This window comes from Glycomyces harbinensis (assembly GCF_900101745.1).
GTDB lineage: Bacteria > Actinomycetota > Actinomycetes > Mycobacteriales > Micromonosporaceae > Glycomyces > Glycomyces harbinensis.
Window position 1 is genome coordinate 19,175 of sequence record NZ_FNAD01000028.1, and the last position, 22,895, is coordinate 42,069.

At 71.7% G+C, this 22,895-nt stretch carries 20 protein-coding genes and 1 pseudogene; 8 read left to right on the forward strand and 13 right to left on the reverse strand.

What is annotated here, in order from left to right:
* The first annotated feature begins 49 nt into the window (after window positions 1–49).
* Complete coding sequence (locus BLQ63_RS27050) at window positions 50–1,024, forward strand: aldo/keto reductase (protein WP_091040655.1); 975 nt, start codon at window positions 50–52, stop codon at window positions 1,022–1,024.
* 34 nt (window positions 1,025–1,058) lie between these two features.
* Here the strand turns inward: BLQ63_RS27050 and BLQ63_RS27055 are convergent, their stop codons facing one another.
* Entirely contained in the window at window positions 1,059–1,556 is a 498-nt protein-coding gene (locus BLQ63_RS27055) for a VOC family protein (RefSeq protein WP_091040656.1), read from the reverse strand.
* A 105-nt stretch (window positions 1,557–1,661) separates the two neighbouring features.
* On the opposite strand from BLQ63_RS27055, the gene BLQ63_RS27060 reads away from it, so the two are divergent.
* Window positions 1,662–2,498 (forward strand): AraC family transcriptional regulator, encoded by an 837-nt coding sequence (locus BLQ63_RS27060; RefSeq protein ID WP_091040657.1) that lies wholly within the window; start codon window positions 1,662–1,664, stop codon window positions 2,496–2,498.
* A 13-nt stretch (window positions 2,499–2,511) separates the two neighbouring features.
* On the opposite strand, the gene abc-f is transcribed toward BLQ63_RS27060, so the two are convergent.
* From abc-f to kdd, 10 genes are all read right to left on the reverse strand, one after another.
* Window positions 2,512–4,161 (reverse strand): ribosomal protection-like ABC-F family protein, encoded by a 1,650-nt coding sequence (gene abc-f / locus BLQ63_RS27065; protein WP_218125539.1) that lies wholly within the window; start codon window positions 4,159–4,161, stop codon window positions 2,512–2,514.
* 300 nt (window positions 4,162–4,461) lie between these two features.
* Entirely contained in the window at window positions 4,462–5,784 is a 1,323-nt protein-coding gene (locus BLQ63_RS27070) for a M20/M25/M40 family metallo-hydrolase (protein WP_218125540.1), read from the reverse strand.
* A 107-nt stretch (window positions 5,785–5,891) separates the two neighbouring features.
* Window positions 5,892–7,082 carry a cation:proton antiporter gene (locus BLQ63_RS27075; RefSeq protein ID WP_091040659.1) on the reverse strand — a complete coding sequence of 397 codons (1,191 nt, stop codon included), beginning with the start codon at window positions 7,080–7,082 and terminating at the stop codon, window positions 5,892–5,894.
* Window positions 7,082–7,567 (reverse strand): cation:proton antiporter regulatory subunit, encoded by a 486-nt coding sequence (locus BLQ63_RS27080; RefSeq protein WP_091040660.1) that lies wholly within the window; start codon window positions 7,565–7,567, stop codon window positions 7,082–7,084. Before BLQ63_RS27080 ends, BLQ63_RS27075 begins: the two co-directional genes overlap by 1 nt.
* A gap of 216 nt (window positions 7,568–7,783) precedes the next feature.
* Window positions 7,784–8,788: a serine hydrolase gene (locus BLQ63_RS27085; RefSeq protein ID WP_091040661.1), complete on the reverse strand. Its 1,005-nt coding sequence runs from the start codon at window positions 8,786–8,788 to the stop codon at window positions 7,784–7,786.
* Window positions 8,789–8,877: 89 nt separating this feature from the next.
* Entirely contained in the window at window positions 8,878–10,215 is a 1,338-nt protein-coding gene (locus BLQ63_RS27090; RefSeq protein ID WP_091040662.1) for a glutamate mutase L, read from the reverse strand.
* A 10-nt stretch (window positions 10,216–10,225) separates the two neighbouring features.
* Window positions 10,226–10,606, reverse strand: a complete 381-nt coding sequence (kal, locus tag BLQ63_RS27095; protein ID WP_091040663.1) for a 3-aminobutyryl-CoA ammonia lyase — start codon at window positions 10,604–10,606, stop codon at window positions 10,226–10,228.
* Window positions 10,603–11,361: a lysine 5,6-aminomutase subunit beta gene (kamE, locus tag BLQ63_RS27100; RefSeq protein WP_091040664.1), complete on the reverse strand. Its 759-nt coding sequence runs from the start codon at window positions 11,359–11,361 to the stop codon at window positions 10,603–10,605. Before kamE ends, kal begins: the two co-directional genes overlap by 4 nt.
* Window positions 11,358–12,947: a lysine 5,6-aminomutase subunit alpha gene (gene kamD, locus BLQ63_RS27105; protein ID WP_091040665.1), complete on the reverse strand. Its 1,590-nt coding sequence runs from the start codon at window positions 12,945–12,947 to the stop codon at window positions 11,358–11,360. The genes kamE and kamD overlap by 4 nt, the downstream gene beginning before the upstream one ends.
* Entirely contained in the window at window positions 12,944–14,047 is a 1,104-nt protein-coding gene (gene kdd, locus BLQ63_RS27110) for an L-erythro-3,5-diaminohexanoate dehydrogenase (RefSeq protein WP_091040666.1), read from the reverse strand. Before kdd ends, kamD begins: the two co-directional genes overlap by 4 nt.
* Before the next feature lie 153 nt (window positions 14,048–14,200).
* On the opposite strand from kdd, the gene BLQ63_RS27115 reads away from it, so the two are divergent.
* Together BLQ63_RS27115 and BLQ63_RS27120 are read left to right on the forward strand one after the other, a co-directional pair.
* Entirely contained in the window at window positions 14,201–15,694 is a 1,494-nt protein-coding gene (locus tag BLQ63_RS27115) for a KamA family radical SAM protein (RefSeq protein WP_245681108.1), read from the forward strand.
* Window positions 15,691–16,530: a beta-keto acid cleavage family enzyme gene (locus tag BLQ63_RS27120; protein WP_218125541.1), complete on the forward strand. Its 840-nt coding sequence runs from the start codon at window positions 15,691–15,693 to the stop codon at window positions 16,528–16,530. The genes BLQ63_RS27115 and BLQ63_RS27120 overlap by 4 nt, the downstream gene beginning before the upstream one ends.
* 168 nt (window positions 16,531–16,698) lie before the next feature.
* Here the strand turns inward: BLQ63_RS27120 and BLQ63_RS27125 are convergent, their stop codons facing one another.
* Window positions 16,699–17,007, reverse strand: coding sequence for a hypothetical protein (locus tag BLQ63_RS27125; protein WP_143015122.1), 309 nt, complete (start codon window positions 17,005–17,007; stop codon window positions 16,699–16,701).
* Window positions 17,008–17,165: 158 nt separating this feature from the next.
* Between BLQ63_RS27125 and BLQ63_RS27130 the strand changes: the two genes are divergently transcribed.
* The 3 genes from BLQ63_RS27130 to BLQ63_RS27140 all read left to right on the forward strand — a co-directional run bounded on the left by BLQ63_RS27130 (window position 17,166) and on the right by BLQ63_RS27140 (window position 21,323).
* Complete coding sequence (locus tag BLQ63_RS27130) at window positions 17,166–18,824, forward strand: ABC transporter transmembrane domain-containing protein (protein WP_177155129.1); 1,659 nt, start codon at window positions 17,166–17,168, stop codon at window positions 18,822–18,824.
* Window positions 18,825–18,912: 88 nt separating this feature from the next.
* The gene (locus BLQ63_RS27135) at window positions 18,913–20,649 is read left to right on the forward strand and encodes an ABC transporter ATP-binding protein (RefSeq protein ID WP_091040669.1); all 1,737 of its coding nucleotides are present in this window, start codon (window positions 18,913–18,915) and stop codon (window positions 20,647–20,649) included.
* Between the two features lie 41 nt (window positions 20,650–20,690).
* Window positions 20,691–21,323 carry a hypothetical protein gene (locus BLQ63_RS27140; protein ID WP_091040670.1) on the forward strand — a complete coding sequence of 211 codons (633 nt, stop codon included), beginning with the start codon at window positions 20,691–20,693 and terminating at the stop codon, window positions 21,321–21,323.
* Between the two features lie 3 nt (window positions 21,324–21,326).
* On the opposite strand, the gene BLQ63_RS27145 is transcribed toward BLQ63_RS27140, so the two are convergent.
* On the reverse strand, window positions 21,327–22,541 hold the full coding sequence (locus BLQ63_RS27145; RefSeq protein WP_091040671.1) for a serpin family protein: 1,215 nt from the start codon (window positions 22,539–22,541) through the stop codon (window positions 21,327–21,329).
* 139 nt (window positions 22,542–22,680) lie between these two features.
* On the opposite strand from BLQ63_RS27145, the pseudogene BLQ63_RS28965 reads away from it, so the two are divergent.
* Window positions 22,681–22,895: pseudogene (locus BLQ63_RS28965) on the forward strand (NF041680 family putative transposase); the annotation flags it as partial.

A 22,895-nucleotide genomic window follows, 5' to 3' on the forward strand; every position in this document is an offset into this window, starting at 1 on the left:
CGCACCTGAGGCTTTCATGCGAGCGTGACTCAATGTAACTTCAGTGACCATGGAACGCCGACCACTTGGACGCAGCGGCATCGAAGTCTCCTCGCTCGGCCTGGGGACGATGACGTGGACCACCGACGAGGCCGGCCTCGAGGACGCGGCCGCGCAGCTGCAGACCTTTGTAGAGGCCGGCGGCACGCTCGTGGACACCGCCGACGTGTTCGGGCAGGGCGCCTCCGAAGCGGTGATCGGGCAGCTCATCGGCAAGATCGTGAACCGCTCGGAGCTGCACATCGCCACGAAGGCCGGGGTTCGCACGGACGGGGCGCCGCGCAAGCGGGACACTTCGCGCGGGTGGCTCATGCGGTCCCTCGAAGGGTCGCTGCGCCGTCTGGGGACCGACTACATCGACTTGTGGATCCTGCACGTCTACGACCCGGACACGCCGCTCGAGGAGACCATGTCGGTGCTCGACTCGGCGGTGTCGAGCGGGAAGGTCCGCTATGTGGGCCTGTCCAATCACACCGGTTGGCAGACGGCGCGGGCGTTCGCGTGGCAGTCGGCGTGGCCCGGGCGGACGCCGATCGTGGCGAACCAGGTCGAGTACTCGCTGCTCCAGCGTGGCGTCGAGCGCGAGGTGCTCCCGGCGTGCCTGGCGCTGGAGATGGGCGTGCTGGCGTGGTCGCCGCTGGGCCGGGGCGTGCTGACGGGCAAGTACCGGTTCGGGCGGCCCGCGGACTCGCGGGCGGTCTCGGCGCAGTGGTCGCGGTTCGCCGGGGTGTACCTGGACGAGCGGTCGGCCGGGATCGTGGAGGCGTGCGCGACGGCGGCCGAGGGCCTGGGCGTGAGCCCGCTGGAGGTCGCTCTGGCGTGGGTGCGGGACCAGCCCGGCGTCGCCTCGGCGATCGTGGGCGCGCGCAACTCGACGCAGCTGCGGGCCTCGCTCGCGGCCGAGCAGCTGTTCCTGCCCCCGGAGATCCGCCTGGCGCTCGACGACGTGTCGGCGCCGACCGTGGGTTATCCGGAGAGCTATTGAGCCGCAGGCGGTTCCCCGCCTGCGGCCCTGCGTACTACTGGCCTTCGCCCATGGAGGCCATCCACTCGTTGACGCGGCGCTCGCCCTCTTCACGGGAGACGTCCTCGACGCGGGTCATGATCGACCAGCGGCGGCCGAACGGGTCGGCGATGGAGGCGAAGCGGTCGCCGGTGACGAACACCGCGGGCTCCTCGCGCACGGTCGCGCCGGCCTCGACCGCCTTGGCGAACACGGCGTCGCAGTCCTCGACGTAGAGGACCAGGGACGCGGTGATGTTCTCCGGATCGGGCTCGGCCATGCCGAACGCGGGGTTCACGTCGCCGAGCTGGATGATCGAGTTCCCGATCTGGATCTCGGCGTGCGCGACCGTGCCGTCGGGCATGTCGTTGCGGGTGAGGACCCGCGCGCCGTAGACCTCGCCGTACCAGTCGAGGGCCTTCGACGCGTCCTTGACGACGATGAACGGCGTGATCGAGTGGTAGCCCTCGGGGATCGGGTCGACCTTGGCTTCGTTTGGCTGCTCAGTGCTCATGGACCCAGTCTGTCGCCTCGGGTCGGGTTCCGATTGTAAAAAAACGACGGACCCGGGTCTTGGCGAAGCTTGCGAGCCGTGAATCTGGATGGCTAAGTTCGTGGGGTGAACGGACCTACCGCCAGCGACAAGGGCATTCTGCGGCCTCACGAGGCCGTACGGTTCATCGACCTGCGGCGGTATCCGGTTCCGGGGCGGCTCGGGACGTACGTGGAGCGGTACTGGTCGGTGCACTGGGACCTGCCGGAGGGCACGGCGTACGAGTCGGTGGTGATCCCCCATCCGTGCGTGAACCTCAGCTTCATGCCGGTGATCGGCGCGGAGCTGCACGGCCCGGGCAACGCGGTCTCGCGGCACCCGCTCACCGGCTCGGGCCGGGTGTTCGGGGCGAAGTTCCGGCCCGGCGGGTTCACCGCGTTCAGCGGGGTCGAGGCGGCGGCGCTCGCGGACTGGTCGTCGGGCGCGGCGACGGTGCTCGGTCCCGAGGCCGACGAGCTGAACGCGATCGTCATGAACGGCGCCGACGAGGCGGCCGTGGAAGTCGTGTCGCGGTTCCTCGATGCACGGCTGCCGGAGCGCGCCGACCCGCGCTACGGGCGGCTGCTGGAGGTCGTGGCGGCGATGCTGGAGGACCGGGGCATCACGAGGGTGGACCAGGTGGCCGCGCGGTTCTTCATGTCCCCCAAGACGTTGCAGCGGCTGTTCCAGGACTATGTGGGACTGGGCCCGAAGACGCTGATCCGGCGCTACCGGCTCCACGACGCGGCCGACCGCCTCGCCGAGGACCCCGAAGCGGACCTGGCCCGGCTCGCCGCCGAACTCGGATGGTCCGACCAGGCCCACTTCACGCACGACTTCAAAGACCTCATCGGGTACCCGCCGGCCGAGTACGCAGCGCAGTGCGCCTCGGCCGGAAGGGAACTCGTCATCGCGCGACGCTGAGCCCGCGAACCGCTCAGGCAAGCGGAGCCGGCGGACCGTCGACGGAGGCGGCGTTGACGAACCCGGCGTCCATCTCCAGGCGGCGGCCCTCGAAGGACTCGCGCAGCCGCCGGTCGTGGCTGACCAGGACCACCGTGCCCGTGTAGGAGCCCAGGGCCGCCTGGAGCTCTTCGGCGAGCACCGGCGAGAGGTGGTTGGTCGGCTCGTCCAGCAGCAGCACGTCCACCGGGCGGCTCACCAGCCTCGCGAGTTCGAGGCGGCGGCGCTGGCCGGTCGAGAGCGCGGCGACGGGCGTGCCGAACTGCTCGGGTGCGAACAGCCCCAACCGGAAGAGCGCTTCAGCGTGTTCCTCCAGCGTGCCGACGCGCCCGGCTGCGAAGGCCCGCAGGACCGACTGGCGTCCCGGACCCGGGCCCGACAGCTGGCGCAGGTGGCCCACGGCGCCGGTGCGCTCCGCCGCGCCTTCGTCGGGTTCGAGCTCGCCGGCGAGGACGCGCATGAGCGTGGTCTTGCCCGCGCCGTTCGGACCGGTCACCAGGACGCGCTCGCCGTGGGCGATCGACAGTTCGTCGACCTTCAAGCGGTCGCCGACGCGGACGCCCTGGATGCGCAGGGCCGGGGCCTGCGTGTCCGCGTCCGTGGTGGCGAGGTCGGACTCGAAGCGCATCGGCTCGGGCGGCTGCGGGGCCGGGGCGGCGTGCAGGCGTTCGAGTTGCCGCTTGGCGACCCTGATGCGGCTGCCCGCGCCGTGGTCGCGGTTGCGGGCCCTGAACGCACCGGTCGACATGTTGGCCATCGGGAGCTTGCGCGGGATCGCATCCGCCCTGCCCGCGTTGTGGTCCACGATCCCTTCCTGGCGTTGGACCTCGGCGATCCAGCGCTCGTAGGCGGCCTGGGCCTGCTGGCGTTCGGCGGCCTTCGCGGTCAGGTAGCCCGCGTAGCCGTTGCCGTAGCGGCGGACGCGGCGGTCCTCGACCTCGATCATGGTGGTCGTGACGGCCTCCAGGAAGGCGCGGTCGTGGGTGACGGCGACGACCGTGCCCGACCAGTCGCGCAGCTGCGCTTCGAGCCAGGCCACCGCCGCGTCGTCGAGGTCGTTGGACGGCTCGTCGAGCAGCAGCAGCGCCGGTCGCGAGGCGAGGGTCGCGGCCAGCATCAGGCGCGAGCGCTCGCCGCCTGAGAGCGTCCCGAGGACGCGCCCGCGGTCGAGCCCGGGCAGGCCGAGCGCGTTCAGCGCCATGTCGACCCGCAGGTCCGCCTCCCAGCCCTCGCGGGCCTCGAAGCGGGCGAGGAGGTCGGCGTAGGCCTCGGCGGCCTCCGGCTCGTCGGCGAGCGCGCGCTCGGTCTCGCGCATGGCGGCCTCGATCTCGCGCAGGTCGGCCAGTGCGAGGTCGATCGCGTCGGCGACGGTGCGGTCTTCGGGCAGGTCGAGCTGCTGCGGCAGGTAGCCCACGCCGTCGGGCGCGACGACGGTGATCTCGCCGTTGTCGGGCTCTTCGACCCGGGCCAGGAGCCTGAGCAGGGTGGACTTGCCGGAGCCGTTGTCGCCGATGACGCCGAGGCGTTCTCCGGGTTTGACGGTGAAGCCGACCCGGTCGAGGACGAGGTGGTCGGCGTAGCGCCTGGTGACGTCTACAAGGGAGATATGGGAATGGCGGAACACTGGCGCCTCCGGGAAGCAGTCGTTCGCGATGGGATTGCGGAGTGCGGCACGGGGCAAGGCAAGCCGATGGCTTGCATGATTGCGATGCGTGCCCCGGGGGTCGTGGCGGAGCGGTGCTCGACGCGGTGACCCGGCTGCTTCTAGAGGAAAATCAACATCGCGGTCAATGATAGCGGCAGTGGGGGAAGGAAGTCCAGACGAGTGCGGTCCCGGTTCCAGTGAGCGCGCTCACCGGAACCGGGACCGTCGGTGCTGGAGCCTCGAAATGCTGGGACCGCGAAATGCCGGGCCCTGGAAATGCTAGGCCCTTGAGATGAAGCGGTCCATGGCGTCGACGCCGAACTGGAGGCCCGAGATCGGGACGCGCTCGTCGATGCCGTGGAACAGGGCGGTGAAGTCGAGGTCGGCCGGGAGCTTGAGCGGCGCGAACCCGAAGCAGCGGATGCCCAGGGTGGCGAAGGCCTTCGCGTCGGTGCCGCCCGAGAGCATGTAGGGGACGGTGCGCGCGCCGGGGTCGGAGAGGCGGATGGCCTCGGCCATGGCGTCCACGAGCGGCCCGTCGAAGGAGGTCTCGTAGCCGGGCTGGCGGATCTCGTAGTCGAAGTCGATCCCCGCGCCCGCGAGCTCCTTGAGGGTGGCCTCGAGTTCGTCGTTGCGGCCCGGGAGGGACCGGCAGTCGAGGACGGCCTCGGCGGCGGAGGGGATGACGTTCGTCTTGTACCCGGCGTTGAGGCGGGTCGGGTTCGCGGTGTTGCGCAGGGTCGCGCCGACCAGGCGGGCTATGGGGCCGAGCTTGGCGACCGCCTCGTCGGGGTTGTTCGGGTCGAACTCGACGCCGGTGAGCTCGGAGACCGACTCCAGGAACTGGCGCACCGTGGGGGTCATCTCGACGGGGAACTCGTGCCCGCCGATGTTGGCGACGGCGCGGGCCAGGCGGGTGACGGCGTTGTCGTCGTGGAGCATCGAGCCGTGGCCGGGGCGGCCGGTGGCGCGCAGGCGCAGCCAGTCGAGGCCCTTCTCGGCGGTCTGGACCACGTAGACGCGCAGGTCGTTGGGGAGCGTCATGGAGAATCCGCCGACTTCGCCGACCGCTTCGGTGACGCCTTCGAAGACCTCGGGGTGCTCCTCGACCATGAAGCGGGCGCCGTAGTCGGAGCCGGCCTCTTCATCGGCGGTGAAGAGGAGGACCAGGTCGCGCGGGGGGACCTTGCCGTTGCGCTTCCAGTCGCGCACGAGCGCGAGGAGCATGGCGTCGAAGTCCTTCATGTCGACGGCGCCGCGGCCGAAGAGGTACCCGTCCTTGATCTCGCCCGAGAACGGGTGCACGGACCATTCGCTGGCCTCGGCGGGGACGACGTCGAGGTGGCCGTGGAGCAGGAGGGCGCCGCGGGTGGCGTCGGCGCCGGGGTAGCGGCAGGCGACGGAGGCGCGGCCGGGCGCGGATTCGTAGATCTTCGGTTCGAGGCCGACTTCTGCGAGCTTCTCGGCCACGTACTCGGCCGCGGCGCGCTCGCCCTTGGCGGTCGCGTTGTCGCCGGTGTTGGTGGTGTCGATCCGGATGAGGTCGCGGGCGATGTCGACGACCTCGTCTTGTGGGCGGGGCGGGTTCGCGGATTCAGCCATCACTGAGTTGTATCAAGCGCCGCGGACGGATCGCACGGCGCTGTGGCTCCTGTCGCACCTTTCACTCCCGTCCGGGTGCCGCCGCGGCCGCGGCGGCACCCGGACGGTCAGGTCTCGGCAGCGGCGAGGCGTCTCGCCCGGACCTTCTTGCGCCGCTTGTGCACGATCGGGCCCGCGAGGCGCGGGGCCAACGGGCCGAGCGCGGCCAGGATGAGCACGTACGCCGCCGCGACCGAGCCGAGCTGTGGATCGAGCCCGGCCGTGACGCCGAGTCCCGCGATGACGATCGAGAACTCGCCGCGCGGTAGGAGGACCAGGCCCGCGCGGAGCTTGCCGGTGAACATCGAGCCGCTGCGTCCGGCGGCCCACCAGCCGGTCGCGAACTTCGTCGCGATGGTGCACACGGCGAGCGTGATCGCGATGGGCAGTACCGGTGGCAGCGCGGTCGGATCGGTCTCGAGCCCGAAGTTGACGAAGAAGATCGCCGCGAACAGGTTCTTGAGCGGCTCCAGCGTCTCCTCGGCCTGGCGCGAGACCTCGCCGGAGAGGGCCATGCCGACGATGAACGCGCCGACCGCGGCCGACACGTGGACCTGCTCGGCGAGCCCGGCCACGACCAGGACGATGCCCATGACCTTGAGCAGGAGGATCTCGTCGCTCGCGGAGGACAGGAACCGCGACAGCAGCCCGCCGAAACGGGAGGCGACCAGGAAGGCCCCGGCGACGGCCAGGAGCGCGACGCCCAGGCCGACCGCGGCCTGCGCGAACGCGAGCCCGGCCAGGATCGTGGTGACGATCGGCAGGTAGAGGGCCATGATCAGGTCCTCGGCGACGAGCAGCGAAAGCACCGTGGGCGTCTCGCGGTTGCCGAGCCAGCCCAGGTCGGAGAGGACCTTCGCGATGATGCCCGAGGACGACACGTACGTGACGCCGCCGAAGACCACGGCCGCGACCGGCCCCCACCCGAGCAGCAGCGCGCAGATCACGCCGGGGGTGGCGTTGAGGACCAGGTCGACCACCGCGCCGAGCCAGGAGGTCTTCATGGTGCCGAGCAGTTCGCGCGGGGTGTATTCGAGGCCGAGCGTGAACAGCAGGAGGACGACGCCCACTTCGGCGCCGACGTCGAGGAAGCCGGTGATGGCCTGCATCTCGTAGATGCCGCCGTGGCCGAAGGCGAGGCCCGCCAGCAGGTAGAAGGGGATCGCTGAAATGCCGAATTTCCCGGCTATGGCTCCGAGCAGGCCGAGGGCGCCGACGAGGATGCCGAGTTCGAGGAGGAGTTCGACGGTTCCGTGCACTATTCGAGACCCCGCAGGATTCTCTCGACCGCGTCGACCGCCTCCTGCGTTCCGATCGTCACGAGCCGGTCGCCGACGTGCAGTGTCGCGGACGGGGGCGGGCCGGTCTCGACGCCGTCGGAGCGGACGATCGCGACGATGGAGGCGCCGGTGCGGGTGCGGGCGCGGGTGTCGCCGAGCGGGCGCTCGGCGTAGGGGCTGGTGGCGTCGACCTTCACCTGCCGCGAGACCAGGTTGTCGATCTCGTGGTGAAGGCGGTTGAGCTTCTCGACGATCCGCGCGCCGCCGAGGAGTTCACCGATCGCCGCCGACTCGTCGGCGGAGAAGACGATGCAGTCGAGCATCGAGTCGGGGTCGTCGGGGTCGTAGATGATGAAGTCGCGGCGGCCTTCGCGGTGGGCGACGATGCCGAGGCGCACATGACGTTTCGTCTCGAATTCGAACCGCACTCCGATACCGGGCAACTCGGTGCGCTCCACGTCCACGATCGATCACTCCTTTTGTGTTAGATACGCACCGAACCGTACAGCACCCCTGGCGGTGCGAGGCCTCGGCGGGAGCGTCTGCGAGGCGGAGCGCGCAGGTCGAGGGGCCGCGCGCGTCCGCAGACGGCACGACGGAGGCCTGCCCGGGAACCCCGGATCGGAGGGTTTCCCGGGCAGGCCCGAAGCCGCGGACTCGCCGCGGCTCCCGCAGGTCCTCTACTGAGTGAGGCCCGCGTTCAAGGGCTCCTGCTCGACGTCGAGCTCGACCGCGCCCTCGGCGGCCAGGCCCGCGGCGTTGGCGATGTCGAACATCTTGCGGCCCATCGTCGCGTGGGCCTGGACGACGGGGTGGGTGGCGCCGTAGTTGTCCCAGTTGGTCGTGGACTGGGACATGAAGGAGTAGACGAGGATCGGCGCGCCGGCGGTGTTGTAGACGACGCCGGACTCGTTGCGCTCGGCGTCGTCCGCGCCGTACTTCATGGCGATGCGGGAGCGCTCGGCCGAGGACATGTTGCGGCGGAACCCGTCGTGGTAGCCCGACAGGCCCTTGAGGACGTTCAGGAAGAACCGGGTCGAGCCCGTCGACAGCAGCTCGCCGAGCGCGAGCCGGTGCAGGAGGTCGTTGGTCTCGGCGGTGGTGGTGACCCCCAGGCCCATGCGGTTCGGGTTGGTCGCGCTGGGGACCACGCGGGTGTCGGTGAAGCCCTTCGCGGCGAGGGTCTCGTTGATCTCCAGGGGCGGGCAGACCAGCCCGCACAGCCGAACCGAGGTGTTGTCGGAGGTCAGGAGCATGGCGACGAGGACGTTCGCGACGGTGAGCTCGTCGCCGTAGGCGGTCTGGTGGAAGTAGAACCCGGAACCGGTGAGGATGATGTCCGAGGTCAGCGTGATGCGGTCGTCGAGGGCGAGCTCGCCGCGGTCGATCTTGTCGAGCACCGCCAGGGCGATGCCGAGCTTGTTGGTGCTGGCGGCGGTCTGGACGCTCGTCGAGTTGTGGTCCACGGCGACGACGGGTGCGGCGGTGCCGTCGAGGAGGGTGACGGTCCCCTGCCAGGTGCCTCCGGCCTTCGCGATCTCGGCGTCGAAGACCCGCTTGATCTTCGTGGCCGGGGAGACGGTCTCGGCCGAGTCGACCTCCGCGTGGGCGGCGGTGGCGGTGCCGAGGACGGCACTCGCGGCGGTCAGTCCCGCGCCGAGTTTGACTACATCGCGTCGCTGCATGATGGCCTTTCGATGGGTCCCAACAGGAATTGGCGGTGTTCGTCTACGTAGACGCCTCCTGGAGGACGCCCGGTTGCCCTACGAGTCGACTACAGATCGGCGAGCAGGCGCACGGCCAGGTCGCGGCGCCCCGCCGCGGCGAGGAGACCGGCCGGGGCGAGGCGGTAGTCGGCGTCGATCGCGAAGCGGGCGTCCTTCGGCGGGCGGACGCCGCCGGACGTGTCGGCGCCGACCGCTTCGCGCAGCAGCGCGGCGGCGCCGGGGTCGCGGCGCAGGATGCCGCCGGAGCCGATGACGAGGCCGACCGCCGCGAGGTCCTTGCCGCCGCGCAGCGGCTCGGTCGGGCCGCCGATGCGCTCGCCGCGAGCGTGGCGGCGCACGGCGATCCGGGCGGCGAGCGCGGTCAGTTCGGCGTCGTCGGCGAGGTCGTCGGTGCGCAGGGCGGGGTTCGCGGCGCGCAGGCGCGCGGCCTCGGGGAGCGTCCAGGACGCGGGGAGGTCCTCCTCCTCGGCGGCCTCGGTGATGCCGACGGCGGTGTGTCGCACGCCGAGGTCGCCTTCCACCGTGCGTGAGCGCCAGGCGGTCCCGGCGACGTCGGCGCGGGGGCCCTGGAGTTCGGCGTCGGGGGTGAGCACGGAGTACACGTCGGTGGTCGCGCCGCCGACGTCGACCACGAGGAGGTCGGCACCGGTGGTGTCGGCGAGGAGTTCGACCCCGGTGAGGACGGCGTCGGGGGTGGCGGCCTTGACCATGGCGGTGAAGTCGGCGCTGGCCGAGAGGTGCTTGCCGGCGATGACGTGGCGCAGGAAGACCTGGCGCAGCGCCGTCCGGGCGGGCAGGGGGTTGAGGGCGCCGATGCGCGGGAGCACGTTGGCGACGCCGGTGACGGGGATGCCCGCGGCGGTGAGGAGCCCGGTGACTTCGTCGAGGGCGCTTTGGTTGCCCGCGAAGACGACCGGGGTGTGCGGGCCGCGTCGTTCGCAAGCGCTGGCGGCGAGGCCGGCGGCGTGGTCGAGCAGGGCGGTGTCGTCGCCGCCGTCGGTGCCTCCGGCCAGGAGGATCACGTCGGGGCGGGCGGCGGCGAGGTCGGCGAAGCCGCCCGCGCCGATCCGCCCGGCGCGCACGTCCACGACGCGGGCGCCGGCGCTGAGTCCGGCGCGGTAGGCGGCCCGGGCGGTGACCAGGGGCTCGTTGCCGATGACGGCGAGGCGCAGGCCCCCGCCCGCGGAGGAGCAGACGAGGGTGTCGATCACGTCGGCGCCCTCGGGGGCTGCGGCGTCGGCGGCGGCGCGCAGGCCGTCCATGACGTCGGTGGCGAGCGTGGTCGGGTGCGAGGCGGCGCCGAGGAGGCCGCCGGTGTCCGCGTCGACGGCGGCGGCCTTGGTGTAGGTGGAGCCGACGTCGACGCAGACGATGACCGCGCTCATGGGGCGGTCCTCACGGGACGACCACCGTCCCTGTCGCGGTGGTGGCGATGATCGGCTCGGCGAGGACGACCGCGGCCGAGGGGCTCCGGCCGGGGTCGGCGCGGCAGACGACGGTGAGGGTGAACTCGACGGTGCGGCTGCGCTTGCCGGTGCGCACCACGGTGGCCGTGGCCTCCACGACGTCGCCGGCCCGCACGGGGGCCTTGAACTGGACGTCCGAGTAGGAGGCGAACAGGCCCTCGTCGCCGTCGGTGAGGATGCACAGCTCGGTGGCGACGTCGCCGAACATCCCGAGCCCGTAGGCGCCGTCGACGAGGTCGCCGCCGTAGTGCGCGTGGCTGTAGGGGATGTATCGGCGGTGGGTCACGGCGGTGCCGTCGTGGCCGGTCATGCGGTCTCCACTTCCGTTGCGGGCCTGCTGGTGACGAGTCGGTGGACGAGATAGGAGGCGACGTCGGAGGGCGTGGTGCCGCGGCTGAAGACGCGGTCGACGCCGAGTTCGGCGGCGGCGCCCTCGTCGAAGCGGGGGCCGCCGACGACGAGCAGGGGGCGCCGGCCCGGCGGCAGGGCCTCGCGGAAGGCGGCGGCCATCTCGCGGGTGTTGTGCAGGTGGGCGTCCTTCTGGGTGACGACCTGGCTGACGAGCACCGCGTCGGCGCCTTCGTCCACGGCCCGGTTCACCAGGTCGGGGACGGCGACCTGCGCGCCGAGGTTGACCACGCGCAGCTCGCGGTAGTACTCCAGGCCCTTCTCCCCCGCGACCCCCTTGATGTTGAGGATCGCGTCGATGCCGACGGTGTGCGCGTCGGTGCCGATGCAGGCGCCGACGACGCAGAGCTTGCGGCCCAGGCGTTCGCGGACGGCGTCGTTGACCTCCTTGGGGCTCATGTGCGGGTAGTCGCGCTCGACCACTTTGACCTCGTCCAGGTTGACGAGGTGCGTGGAGGCGCCGTAGACGACGAAGAAGGTGTAGCCCTCGCCGATGGGCTTGGCGTGCACGAGCATCGCGCCGTCGAGGCCCATCTTGGCGGCGAGCTGGAGGGCCGCGCCTTCGGCGCGCTTGTCGTGCGGGACGGGCAGGGTGAACGAGAGCTGCACCATGCCGTCGCCGGTGGTGTCCCCGTAGGGGCGGACGATGCGGCTCATCGGACGGGCTCCTCGTGAACAGGCGTCGTCGCGTCGTCTCGGTCCAGAATCTCCGCGGCGGGGCTCCAGTAGTCGTCGGCGCGCTCCGCGACGCCTTCGAGGCCGCGGCCGCCGTCGGCGGGGCGCTTCATGATGCCGAAGGTGCCGTCGGCGATGGCGTTGAGCAGGCCGTCGTCCACGATGCGGCCCAAGAGGTCGACCGCTTCGCCGAGGACGTGGTTCGCGCGCTTGGCGATGAAGCCGTCGGCGGGCGGGTGGAAGTCCTCGGCCAGCCCGGCGCAGGCCGAGAGGACGTAGCGCACGTTCTGGAGCGCGATGTCGCGGTCGGAGAGCCAGGGGGTGACGACCGCTTCGGTCATCATGCCCACCAGGAGGATCGACTGCCCCGTCATGACCCCGGCGAGGTTGAAGAACCCGTCGAGGAGGTTGCCGCGGAAGACGTCCCCGGTCATGTGCTTGGTCGGCGGCATCCACTTCAGCGGCGCGTCCGGGAACAGCTGGCGGGCCAACAGCGCGTGGGCGAGTTCGAGCCGGAACGACTCGGGCACTTCGGGGTTGATCTCGAAGGCGTGGCCCAGGCCCAGCAGCGGGTCGGGCAGGCCGGCCTCGTGGGCGAAGCGCTCGTTGAGCAGCTGGGAGACGGTGACGGTGTGCGCGGCCTCGACCGCGTCGGCCGTGGTCAGGTAGTTGTCCTCGCCGGTGTTGATGATGATCCCGGCGCGGGCGTGGACTTGGCGGCTGAAGCGCTGGTCCACGAAGGTGCGGATCGGGTTGATGTCGCGGAACAGGATGCCGTACATCGAGTCGTTGAGCATCATGTCGAGCCGGTGCATCCCCGCCAGCGCGGCGATCTCGGGCATGCAGAGTCCGGACGCGTAGTTGGTGAGGCGGATGTAGCGGCCGACCTCGCGGGAGGTCTCGTCCAGGGCCGCGCGCATGAGGCGGAAGTTCTCGCCGGTGGCGTAGGTGCCGGCGAATCCCTCGCGGGTGGCGCCTTCGGGAACGTAGTCGAGGAGGGACTGCCCGGTGGAGCGGATGACGGCGATGACGTCGGCCCCGGCCTTGGCGGCCGCCTGGGCCTGCGGGATGTCCTCAAAGATGTCGCCGGTGGCGACGATGAGGTAGATCCAGGGCCGCTGGGGCGGGTCGCCGATCTCGGACACCAGCGCGTCGCGTTCGCGTCGTTGCTCCTCGATCCGGGCGAACCCTTTGGAGACCGCGCGGCGGGCTCGCGTTCTGGCGGGCTCGGCGGCGCGGCCGGTCGGCAGTTCGAAGCGGACGCCGCCCGCGGCGGCGGCGTGGGCGAGGCGGGTGAGGTCGGGATGGTCCTTGAGCGCGTGGAAGACCGGGAGGGCGATGCCGTGTTCGATGCCGGTCTGCTCGGCGACGGCGTCGGCGAGGCGGTTGACCCAGGGGATGCCGTCGGGGTCGGCTCCGGTGAGTCCGGCGAGGCGGAGGGTGGCGCGTTCGACGGAGACGGTGGTGTGGCTGCGGGCCAGGTCGACCACGGGTTGCGCGGCGCGGGCGGCGAGGGCGCGGGCGCGCGCGACGAGTTCGGGGTCGAGCGGCAGGAGCGGTGCGGTCATCGGGACTCCTCCTCGACGGCGGCGCGGTGCGGATCGGCACCGCCGGGCGGGGTCTCGTGCGCTCCGACGCGCGCGATGAAGAGGTCCTTGAGCGCGGGGTTCGCGTTGAACAGGCGCAGCGCGTAGTCGGCGTGGCCGGGGACGTAGCCGTTGCCGATGAGCATCTCGACGTCGGCGGCGAGGCCTTCGGCGCCGAGCGCGGCGGCCGGGAAGGAGGTGGCCATGGAGAAGAAGACGACGGTGCCGCCGGTGGCGGTGGCGAGGACGGCGCCGTGTTCGCAGCCGGGGACGTCGACGCAGACGACGGTGACGTCGGCGCCGCGCCCGTCGAGGGCGGAGGTGACGGCTTCGGCGAGGCCCAGCGGGTCGGTGGCGTCGGCGACGGCGATGCGGTCGGCGAGGCCGGTGCCGCGCAGCTGGGCGGCCTCGATCTCGTCGCGGACGACGGCGAGGACCTTGGCGGCGTGGGCGTCGCGGGCGGCGGCGAGCGAGAGCGACCCGGACTTGCCGGCGGCGCCGAGGACGGCGACGGTGGTCGAGGCGTGGGGCCGGCGGGCGACGACGCGTCGGACCAGGGCGGGGGCGCCGCAGACGTCGAGGACGGCGAGTGCGAGGTGTTCGGGCAGTCCAGGGGGGAGGACGGCGGCGATGGAGCGGCCGAAGAGGATGGCGTGTCCGGCGGCGGGGATCTGCTCGGATTCGCCGTCCCAGCGGGCGAGTCCGTCGGTGATGCGCAGCGGGGTGAGCGTGAGGGAGACGAGGGTGGCGATCTTCTGGCCGGGCTCGAGGCCGAGGGCGGAGCGGGGGCCGACCTCCTCGACGGTGCCGATGAGCATGCCGCCGGAGCCGGTGACGGGGTTGTGCATCTTGCCGCGGGCTTCGATGATCGCGAGGACTTCGGCGCGGATCGCCGCGCCGTCGCCGCCGTGGGCGGTGCGCAGCTGCCGGTAGGAGGCCGCGTCGAGGTTGAGGCGCTCGACGCCGATTCGCACCTCGTCCTCGGCGATCTCGGGGTCGGGGTCGAGCCGGTCGGCCGCTTGTGGCAGCGCTCCGGCGGGGCTGACGACCCGGTGCGATCCGACTGGTGAGCCTGTCGACATCGTTGCCGCCCTTCTTGTAGCAGGGATTTTATGGAGTCTCAATATGCGGGACCTAGCGCACTACAGTAACGGAAGGTTATCCTCGTCACAAGGACGGCCATCCCCGTCCGCAGGTTTCCCCCGGGGCAACATCCCGGACATGGAGGTGAGAAGGTGTCGGATCGACCATCGGGTGCAACACCACCTGTAGCGATCGAGCAGCCGTACCAGTACCGGAGGCGGGAACTGGTGGAGCCGGACTGGACGCGGTTCCCCGGCTGGGCGGACGTGACCGACGCGGACTGGGCCTCGGCGCAGTGGCAGCGCGCGCACTGCGTCAAGAACGTCAAGCAGCTGCGCGAGCTGGTCGGCGACCGGCTCCACGAGTCGTTCTTCGACGACCTCGCCGACGACATGGCGAACTCGGCGACCATGTCGATGCTGCTCCCCCCGCAGATGCTCAACACGATGGTCCCCGCCGTCGAGGACACCGCTCCGGGCTCGTGGACGGACGCGTTCCTGGCCGATCCCGTCCGCCGCTACATGCTCCCGGTGGCCTCGGACCGGCGCACCGACTGGCCCTCCCACCCGTTCTCGGGCCGCGACTCCCTCCACGAGCACGACATGTGGGCCGTCGAGGGCCTGACCCACCGCTACCCCACGAAGGTCCTCGCCGAGCTCCTCTCGACCTGCCCCCAGTACTGCGGCCACTGCACGCGCATGGACCTGGTCGGCAACTCCACCCCCACCGTCGACAAGCGGCGCCTGGCGCTCAAACCGGTCGACCGCCAGAGCGCGATCCTCGGATACCTCGAGACCCACCCGGGGGTGCGCGACGTCGTGGTCTCCGGCGGCGACGTCGCGAACCTGCCCTGGCGCCAGCTCGAGCGGTTCCTCGAGCGCCTCCTCGAGGTCGAGACGATCCGCGACATCCGCCTGGCGACGAAGGCGCTCATGGGGCTGCCGCAGCACTGGCTCCAGGACGAGATCGTCGAGGGCATGGGCCGCATCGCGAAGACCGCGGCCGACCGCGGCGTGAACCTGGCGATCCACACGCACATCAACCACGTCAACTCGGTGACCCCGGCCGTGGCGAAGGCGGCCGCGGCGATGCTCGACGCGGGCGTGCGGGACGTGCGCAACCAGGGCGTGCTCATGCGCGGCATCAACGACACCCAGGCCGACCTGCTCGACCTGTGCTTCGCGATGCAGGGCGAGGCGAACATCCTGCCGTACTACTTCTACATGTGCGACATGATCCCCAACGCCGAGCACTGGCGGACCTCGGTCGCGCAGGCCCAGGAGCTCCAGACGGCGATCATGGGGTACCTGCCGGGGTACGCGACGCCGCGGATCATCTGCGACGTCCCGATGGTCGGCAAGCGCTGGGTCCACCAGCTGTCCGAGTACGACCGGGAGCTGGGGATCTCGTACTGGACGAAGAACTACCGCACCTCGATCGAGGCGGACGACCCGGACGCGCTGACGCGCCGGTACCCGTTCTACGACCCGATCGACACCCTTCCCAAGGCCGGGCAGCAGTGGTGGGCGAACATGCACCCGCCGGTAAAGGTCAAGGAGGCCGGGGACGCGGCGGCGGCGATGTCACGGAGAGCGGCGGCGCAGCAGGCCTCGGCGCACCAGGACGAGGCTGCGGAGGTGCTGTGACCGGGACGCTGATCACGGTGGCGCCCACGGGGGCCGAGGTCGACAAGCGGGAGGTCCCGGTCCTGCCGGTGACGCTGGAGGAGCTGGTCGACACCGCCGCGAAGTGCGAGCGCGCGGGGGCCTCGATCATCCACGTGCACCTGCGGGACGATCAGGCCGCGCCCACGCTGGACCCGGTGCGTCTGCGGGATGCGGTCGCGGCGCTGCGGGAGACGACGGACCTGATCGTGCAGCTGTCCACCGGCGGGTCGGTCCACGACCCGGAGGAGGCCCGGCTCGCCGTGCTCGACGCGGAGCCGGACATGGCCTCGTGCACGATGGGCACCGTGAACTTCGGCGGCGACGTGTTCATGAACCGCTGGGACTTCATCGTGGAGCTGCACGAGCGCATGATCGAGCGGGCCGTGGTCCCGGAGTACGAGCTGTTCGACATCGGGCACGTGGCGTCGCTGGAGCGGCTGCTGGGGCAGCACGGGCTGCCTTTCGGGGATCACGTGCACGTGGACTTCGTGCTGGGCGTCCCGGGAGGGGCGGCCGGCGACGCGTCGACGGTGACGGCCTTCGCGGAGGCGGTGCGCCGGTACCTGCCGGAGGGGACCACGTTCTCCGCCACCGGGATCGGCAGGACCACGCTCCCGGTCATGTTCGCGTCGCTGGCGCACGGCGGGCACCTGCGCGTCGGCATGGAGGACACGGTCTCGTTCGCGAGGCGGCGGCCGGTGGCCGGGAACGACCAGCTGGTGGCCCGCGCCGCCGAGGCGGCGGCGCTCGCGCAGCGCCCGGCGATCACGACGGTGGAGGCGAGGAAGCTCCTGCGCATGAGAGACGCCGACTGAACGAATGCCGAAGGGCCCGAACGCGATGCGTTCGGGCCCTTCGCGTTCGTCGATCAGTCGGGGAGGCGGTCGAGGAGCACCCGGTCATCGGCGGACCGTAACCCCTCGGGGCGATGTTTCGGGCCCGGATGCCGGGCATCCGGGCCCGTCGGGCATTACTCCCCGGGGTCAGTCGTGACGACTCCAGCGGGAGCGGCCGACGCTGGCGATGGCACCGGCGATGGCGAGGTAGACGAGGGCGGCGAGACCGTAGTTGACGACGGCCCGCACCTTGGGGTCGTCGACCCTGAACATGTCCCGGAAGAGCCAGGAGAACCAGTTGGCGAGGTCCGCGAAGAAGTTCACGAGCGGGTTGTGAGGGTTGGCTTCCAGCAGCACGAAAGCGAGGTGCAGCAGGATGATCAGGGCGATGATGCCGAAGATGATCGCGATGATGTGCACGATCCACGAGTTGTGACGCGAGGCGACGTAGGGCATGACCATTCCTTCCTCAACATCGTTGCTGTCGATGTTGGACATCGGGAATGCCCAACGCACCGGCGTGCAAACGTCATTCGCGCAGAATGAGGCGGGAAGGGCCCTGTGCCCGAATCGAAGCGGACGTCGATACCGGTCGGCAGGTAAGCTTGGTTCCCATGCCCCTCGCTCCCCCGCCGACACCCTGGCGCCTGCTCGTCGGCTTCGCGCGGCCCCACCCCCGCCGCATCGCCTTCGGCGTCCTCATGTACCTCCTTTCGGGCGCGACCTCGATGACGCAGCTGTGGATGCTCGGCCGGGTCGTCGACGAGGGGTTCATCGCCCGCGACGGCGGCGCCCTCGCGTTCTGGCTGGCGCTCATCACCTGCGCCGTGATCGCGCAGCCGGTCTTCTGGTCGACGGGCTTCCGCATGTTCGTGGGCGCCGAGGCCGCGAACCAGCGGACGATCGTCCGGATGCTCACCGACCACCTCAACACCGCCGGGACGGGCCTGCGGGGGAAGGTCTCGGCCGGGGAGCTGGTGAACCTCCCGAGCGAGGACACCCGCCGGGCCGCCCGCGCGATCTCCGACGTCGGGTTCTTCGTCAACAACCTCACGATGTTCGTCGTCGGGTCCGTGCTCGTCTGGTCGATCCACCCGCTGCTGGGCGTCGTGATCGTCGCCGGGAGCGCCGTCACCGCCCTCGTCACCGGGCCGCTCCTGGGCCGGCTCCAACGGCGCCAGGCCGATTACCGCGAGATGATCGGCGACCTCACCGCGAACGCCGCCGACATCGTCGGGGGCCTGCGGGTGCTGCGCGGCATCGGCGGCGACCTGCTGTTCGCCGAGCGCTACCGCGAACGCTCGGCCGCCTTGCAGCGCACGGGATACCGGGTCGCGAACTCGAGCTCGTGGATCCACGCGCTCCGGTACTCGATGCCGATCGTGTTCGTCGCGGCCATCACCTGGACCGGCGCGCTCCTGGCCGCGGACGGCGCGATCAGCATCGGCGGCCTGGCCTCGGCGTTCAGCTTCGCGACCGTGTTCATCGCCGTGTCGGGCAACTTCATCGGCACCGCGAACTTCCTCGTCGCCGCCTGGGTGGGGACCAAGCGGATCGCCCGGTTCCTCGCCATCGAGACCGATGTGGACGATGAAGGGACGCTGCGCGGCGCGGGCGGCGAGCTGCGCGACCCCGATTCGGGCCTGGTCGTCCCGGCGGACGGGCTCACCGTGGTCGTCACCGCCGAGACCGCTCCGGCGCTGGCCGCCTGCGAGCGCCTGGCCCGCTACCGCGACTCCGAGGCGGCGTGGGGCGCGAACCCGCTGGGCGCGTATGCGCTCGCGGAGGTGCGCGAGCGGATCATGCTGCTGACCGACGAGGACTACCTGTTCGCCGCGACGCTCGGCGAGACCCTGCGAGTGGAGCCGAACGCGGCCCTCGCCGCGATCGAGACCGCCTGCGCCCACGACGTGTACACCGGGCTCGGCGCGACGCTGGGCGCCGAGGTCGCCGAGGGCGGGCGGAACCTCTCGGGCGGGCAGCGCCAGCGGCTGCGCCTCGCGCGGGCGCTCGCTGCCGCACCGCAGACGCTGCTGGCGGTGGAGCCGACCTCGGCGGTGGACTCGCACACCGAGTCGCTCATCGCCGAACGGGTCACCGCGACCCGCGCGCTGCTGGCGACGCTGGTGGTCACGGCCTCGCCGCTGTGGCTCGCGCACGCCGACCGCGTGGTGTGGATGGTCGACGGCAAGGTCCACGCCACCGGCACGCACGCCGAACTGCTCGACGATCCCGCGTACCGGGTCCTGACCTCGCACGGCGCGGACGCATGACTCGAGAACGCCGTCCGGGCCGCCGATCGGCGGCCCGCGAGCGCGGACGGTCCACGGCCCGCGGGCCTCGCCCCGAGGAGGAGCACGCATGAGCGTCGATGAGAAGCACCGGCTGCCGGTCGCGAACGCGGCCGAGGTCCGCCGGGCCTTCCTGCGCCTGTTCGCCGCCGACAAGGGCCGGGCCGTCCAGGTGCTGGTCCTGTACACGCTCGCAGCCGGGTTCAGCGTCTCGGTGCCGATCCTCCTGGGCCGGGTCGTCGACGGGATCGGCGCGGGCTGGAGCATCGGGCGCATCAACCTCGTGTGCGGCCTCATCGTCGCGTGCGTCGCCGTCCAGTTCGTGCTCAGCCGCCTGGGGCGGCGCGCGGGGTACCGGTTCGGCGAGCGCGCCGCGGCCCGCCTGCGCGAGGGCGTGGTGGGCCGGGTGCTCGGGCTGCCGCTCGACCGGGTCGAGCAGGCCGGGCGCGGCGACCTCGGCACCCGCACCGCCTCCGACGTCAACACCGTCGCGGACCTGCTGCGCGACTCGGGGCCGACGATGGCGACCGCGTTCATCGAGGTGCTGGTGCTGTACGTCGCCACGTTCGTGGTCGACCCGCTCCTGGGCCTGTGCGCGCTGGTGACGCTGCCGCCGCTGCTGCTGGCGGCCCGCCGGTACTGGCGCCGGTCGAGCGGCGCGTTCCTCGCGCAGCGGGCGGCCATGAGCGAGGCGGCCGAGACGCTCACCGCGTCGGGCGCGGGCGCCAGGACCGTGTCGGCGCTCGCGATGCAGGAGGAGCGGCGCGAGACGGGGTACGCGCGCGCGGAGACGATGCGCGAGCGGTTCCTGAGGGTGCTGCACCTCCAAGTCGAGTTCTTCCTGCTCCTGCTGTGGATCAACCGGCTTCAGCTCGTGATCGTGGTGGCCGCGGCCGGGCTCTGGTACTTCCAGGACGGGTTGAGCCTGGGAACGGCGGTCGCGGCGATCACCGTGGCCGTGCGCATCGCGAACCCGACCAACGCGGTCATGGTGCAGCTCAACGAGTTCCAGCAGGGATCGGCGGCGCTGGCGCGCATCGAGGGCGTCAACCTCATCACGCCCGAACCGCGCGAGGCCGTCCCGGACGGGACGGACCTGCGCCTGGACGCGGTCACGTTCGGATACGGCGAGGGCCCCGACGTGCTGCACGGGCTGAGCCTGCATCCCAAGGCGGGGGAACGACTCGTCGTGGTCGGACCCTCGGGAGCCGGGAAGTCGACCATCGCCCGCCTGCTCGCGGGCATCGACCGGCCCCGGACGGGGACGGCGACGATGGGCGGCGTCCCGGTGTGCGACATCGGAGTCGAGGAACTGCGCCGCCACGTCGTGCTGGTGACCCAGGAGCACTACGTGTTCACCGCGACCTTGCGCGACAACCTGATCCTGGCCGCGCCCGACGCGAGCGACGCGCTCCTGGAGGACGCGCTCCGGCGCGTCGACGCCGGCTGGGCCCTGGCCGAGGGTCTCGACACGATGCTCGGCGACGAGCACCGCAAGCTCAGCACCGCCGAGGCGCAGCAGATCGCGCTCGCCCGGGTCGTGGTCGCCGACCCCGGCATCGTCATCCTCGACGAGGCCACCGCCGGCATCGACCCGGCCAGCGCCGGGAACGTCGAGGTGGCCCTGGCGGCGGCGCTCGCGGGCCGCACCGTGATCGCGATCGCGCACCAGCTCCAGGCGGCGAGTTCGGCCGACCGGATCGCCGTGGTCGAGGACGGGCGGATCGCCGAGGAGGGCACGCATGCGGAGCTGCTGGCGGCGGACGGGGTGTACGCGGGCCTCTGGCACGCGTGGCGCGGCGAGTGAACCGGGTTGCCCCGCCGATGCGCCGGTATTAGGGTCCCGGTATGTCGAGAACGCGTGTGACCGGGGCCGACGTCGAGCGGGCCGTGGCCGTCACGGCCCGGGCGCTGCGCGCCGCTCCCGCGGAGGCCTGGGGCAACCGGGCGGGTCCCATGGAGGAGAACTGCTGGGACGCGTTGGACCACTTGAACAACGGCCTGTTCTCGTACGCGCTGCGGATGGCCCCGCCCGTGCCGTACGTGAAGGGGCGTCCGACGATCCTGTGGGAGCGGCCCGGTGAGCCGTCGCTGCCGATCGCGACCGACCGCGCGGCGGGTCCGGGAGCCGGGATCGAGGTGCTGCTGATGATGGGCGGCCTGGTCGCGGCGGTGACGGACGCCCGGCCGTCCTCGGCGCGGTCCGATCACGTGTGGGGCCGCACCGATCCGGAGGGCTTCGCGGCGATGGGCGTGGTCGAGACGCTGGCGCACGCCTTCGACCTCACCGAGGGGCTGGGCGTGCCGTTCACGCCGCCGGGCGACCTCGCCGCGGTCGGTCTGGCCCGCCTGTTCCCCGAAGCGCCGACCGACGCCGACCCGTGGGCGACGCTGCTGTGGGCCACGGGCCGCGGCGATCTGGACGGGCACGGGCGGCGCGGCCCGGACTGGTCCTGGCACAGCGCGCCGCTCGACGAGTAGCGGTCAGGCGGCCTCGGGCCGGTCGACCCAGCCGGCGACGATGACGAGCCCTGAGGTGCGGTGCCGGGCGAGGTAGGCGAAGGGCCGGTCGAAGCGGATCTCGGCGGCCCGGTGCCTGTGGTCGAAGACGGGGACGCCGCCGAAGGCCTCCATGGCCATCGCGGTGATCACCGCGGCCTCGAACCCCGTGGCGCTGAACGTGGCGGTCGCCGTCTGCTTCGCTTGGCTCACGTACAGACGGGCGCCGGGCTCGTTCGGCACGGCGAGGCGGCCGAAGCGGGCGCGGTCCTTGTCGGTGGCGAGCGTGAGGCCGAGTGCGGCGGCGTCCTGGCCGAGGTCGAGGTCGGCGTCGAGTTGGAAGCCGACGGTCTGGACCCGGACCTCCGGGCCGGTCTGGGGCGACGAGCCCATGTACTCGATGGCCGTGACGCCCACCGCCTGGTCGCCCGGTTCGAGCGCGGTCGCCGAGCGGCCCCAGTCGGGTGCGGTCGCGGCGTCGATGAGCGTGGTCAGGACCTGTTGCGGCGCAAGGTCTTCGCGGCCGATGCAGAGCAGGACGTCGATGTCGCCGTCGCCGGGGATCGTGAGCACCGAGGCGTCGTCGGAGATGCGCAGGACGTCGTCGCGGAGCATCGTGGTGAGGGTCCGGCAGCGGCCGAGTTCGGACCAGGGGCCGGACGCGAAGGCCCACTGGCCTTCGGTGAACGGCGTCAGCCAGCGGGTGCGCACCAGCAGGGCGCTGGCGAGGGCGATGTCGACGGGCTTGCTGAAGTCGAGCGGCATCTCGGGGATGAGGCCGTCGGTGTGCTCGGCGGCCCAGGCGTCGAGGGCGGCCTTGTCGACGGCGGGGACGCCGGTGAGCGAGTCGGCGGTGCCGCTCGGCAGGCCGGCGACCCATTCGGGGTCGAGGGTGACGCGTTCACCGGCCCAGACGCCGAGCGCGAGGCGGATCGACGCGGTGGTCTCGGCGGCGTCCAGGAGTGCCTTGGGGGCCAAGGCGGCCCGTTCGAGGGTGACGCCCGCGGCGGCGAGGAGTTCGTCCCGGGTCTCCCCCGTCGCGCCGGTGGCGAGCATGCACAGCAGCGGCCAGATGCCGAGTCCGGACGCGACCGCCGGGGCCTCGGCGCGGGCGGCGAGCCAGCGCCGGGTCAGGTCGTTGGCGGCGGCGGTCTCGGGGGCGATCAGCTCGGGTCGGGACGAGTCATGTGGAGGGAGCATGCGCCGGATGCTATCCGGGGCCCGCTAGCTTGATTTTTAACCTTTGGTGCTGGTCAGGCACTCCCGCTTGAATACGAGCGAAGCCCTTGCTTGATGATTCTTGTTGCGACACAAAGAATCTCAACAGCAAGGGCTTCGTTTGTCTATTCTCCCTGAACCCGGCACCGGCGCGGGAGCCGGGGCGCTGCGGGACTTCCGGGCCGGATTCCATCAGTGCCTGACCGCCCGCTCGGATGCGCTGTTCGAGCTGACCGACGCGGTGCTGTGTAGCTCCGGGCCAGTGGTTTCGCTGCCGGGCTTGTCACTGACCGGGGTGTTCACCCGAGGGCACGGTGCACTCTACGACGCTCTGTC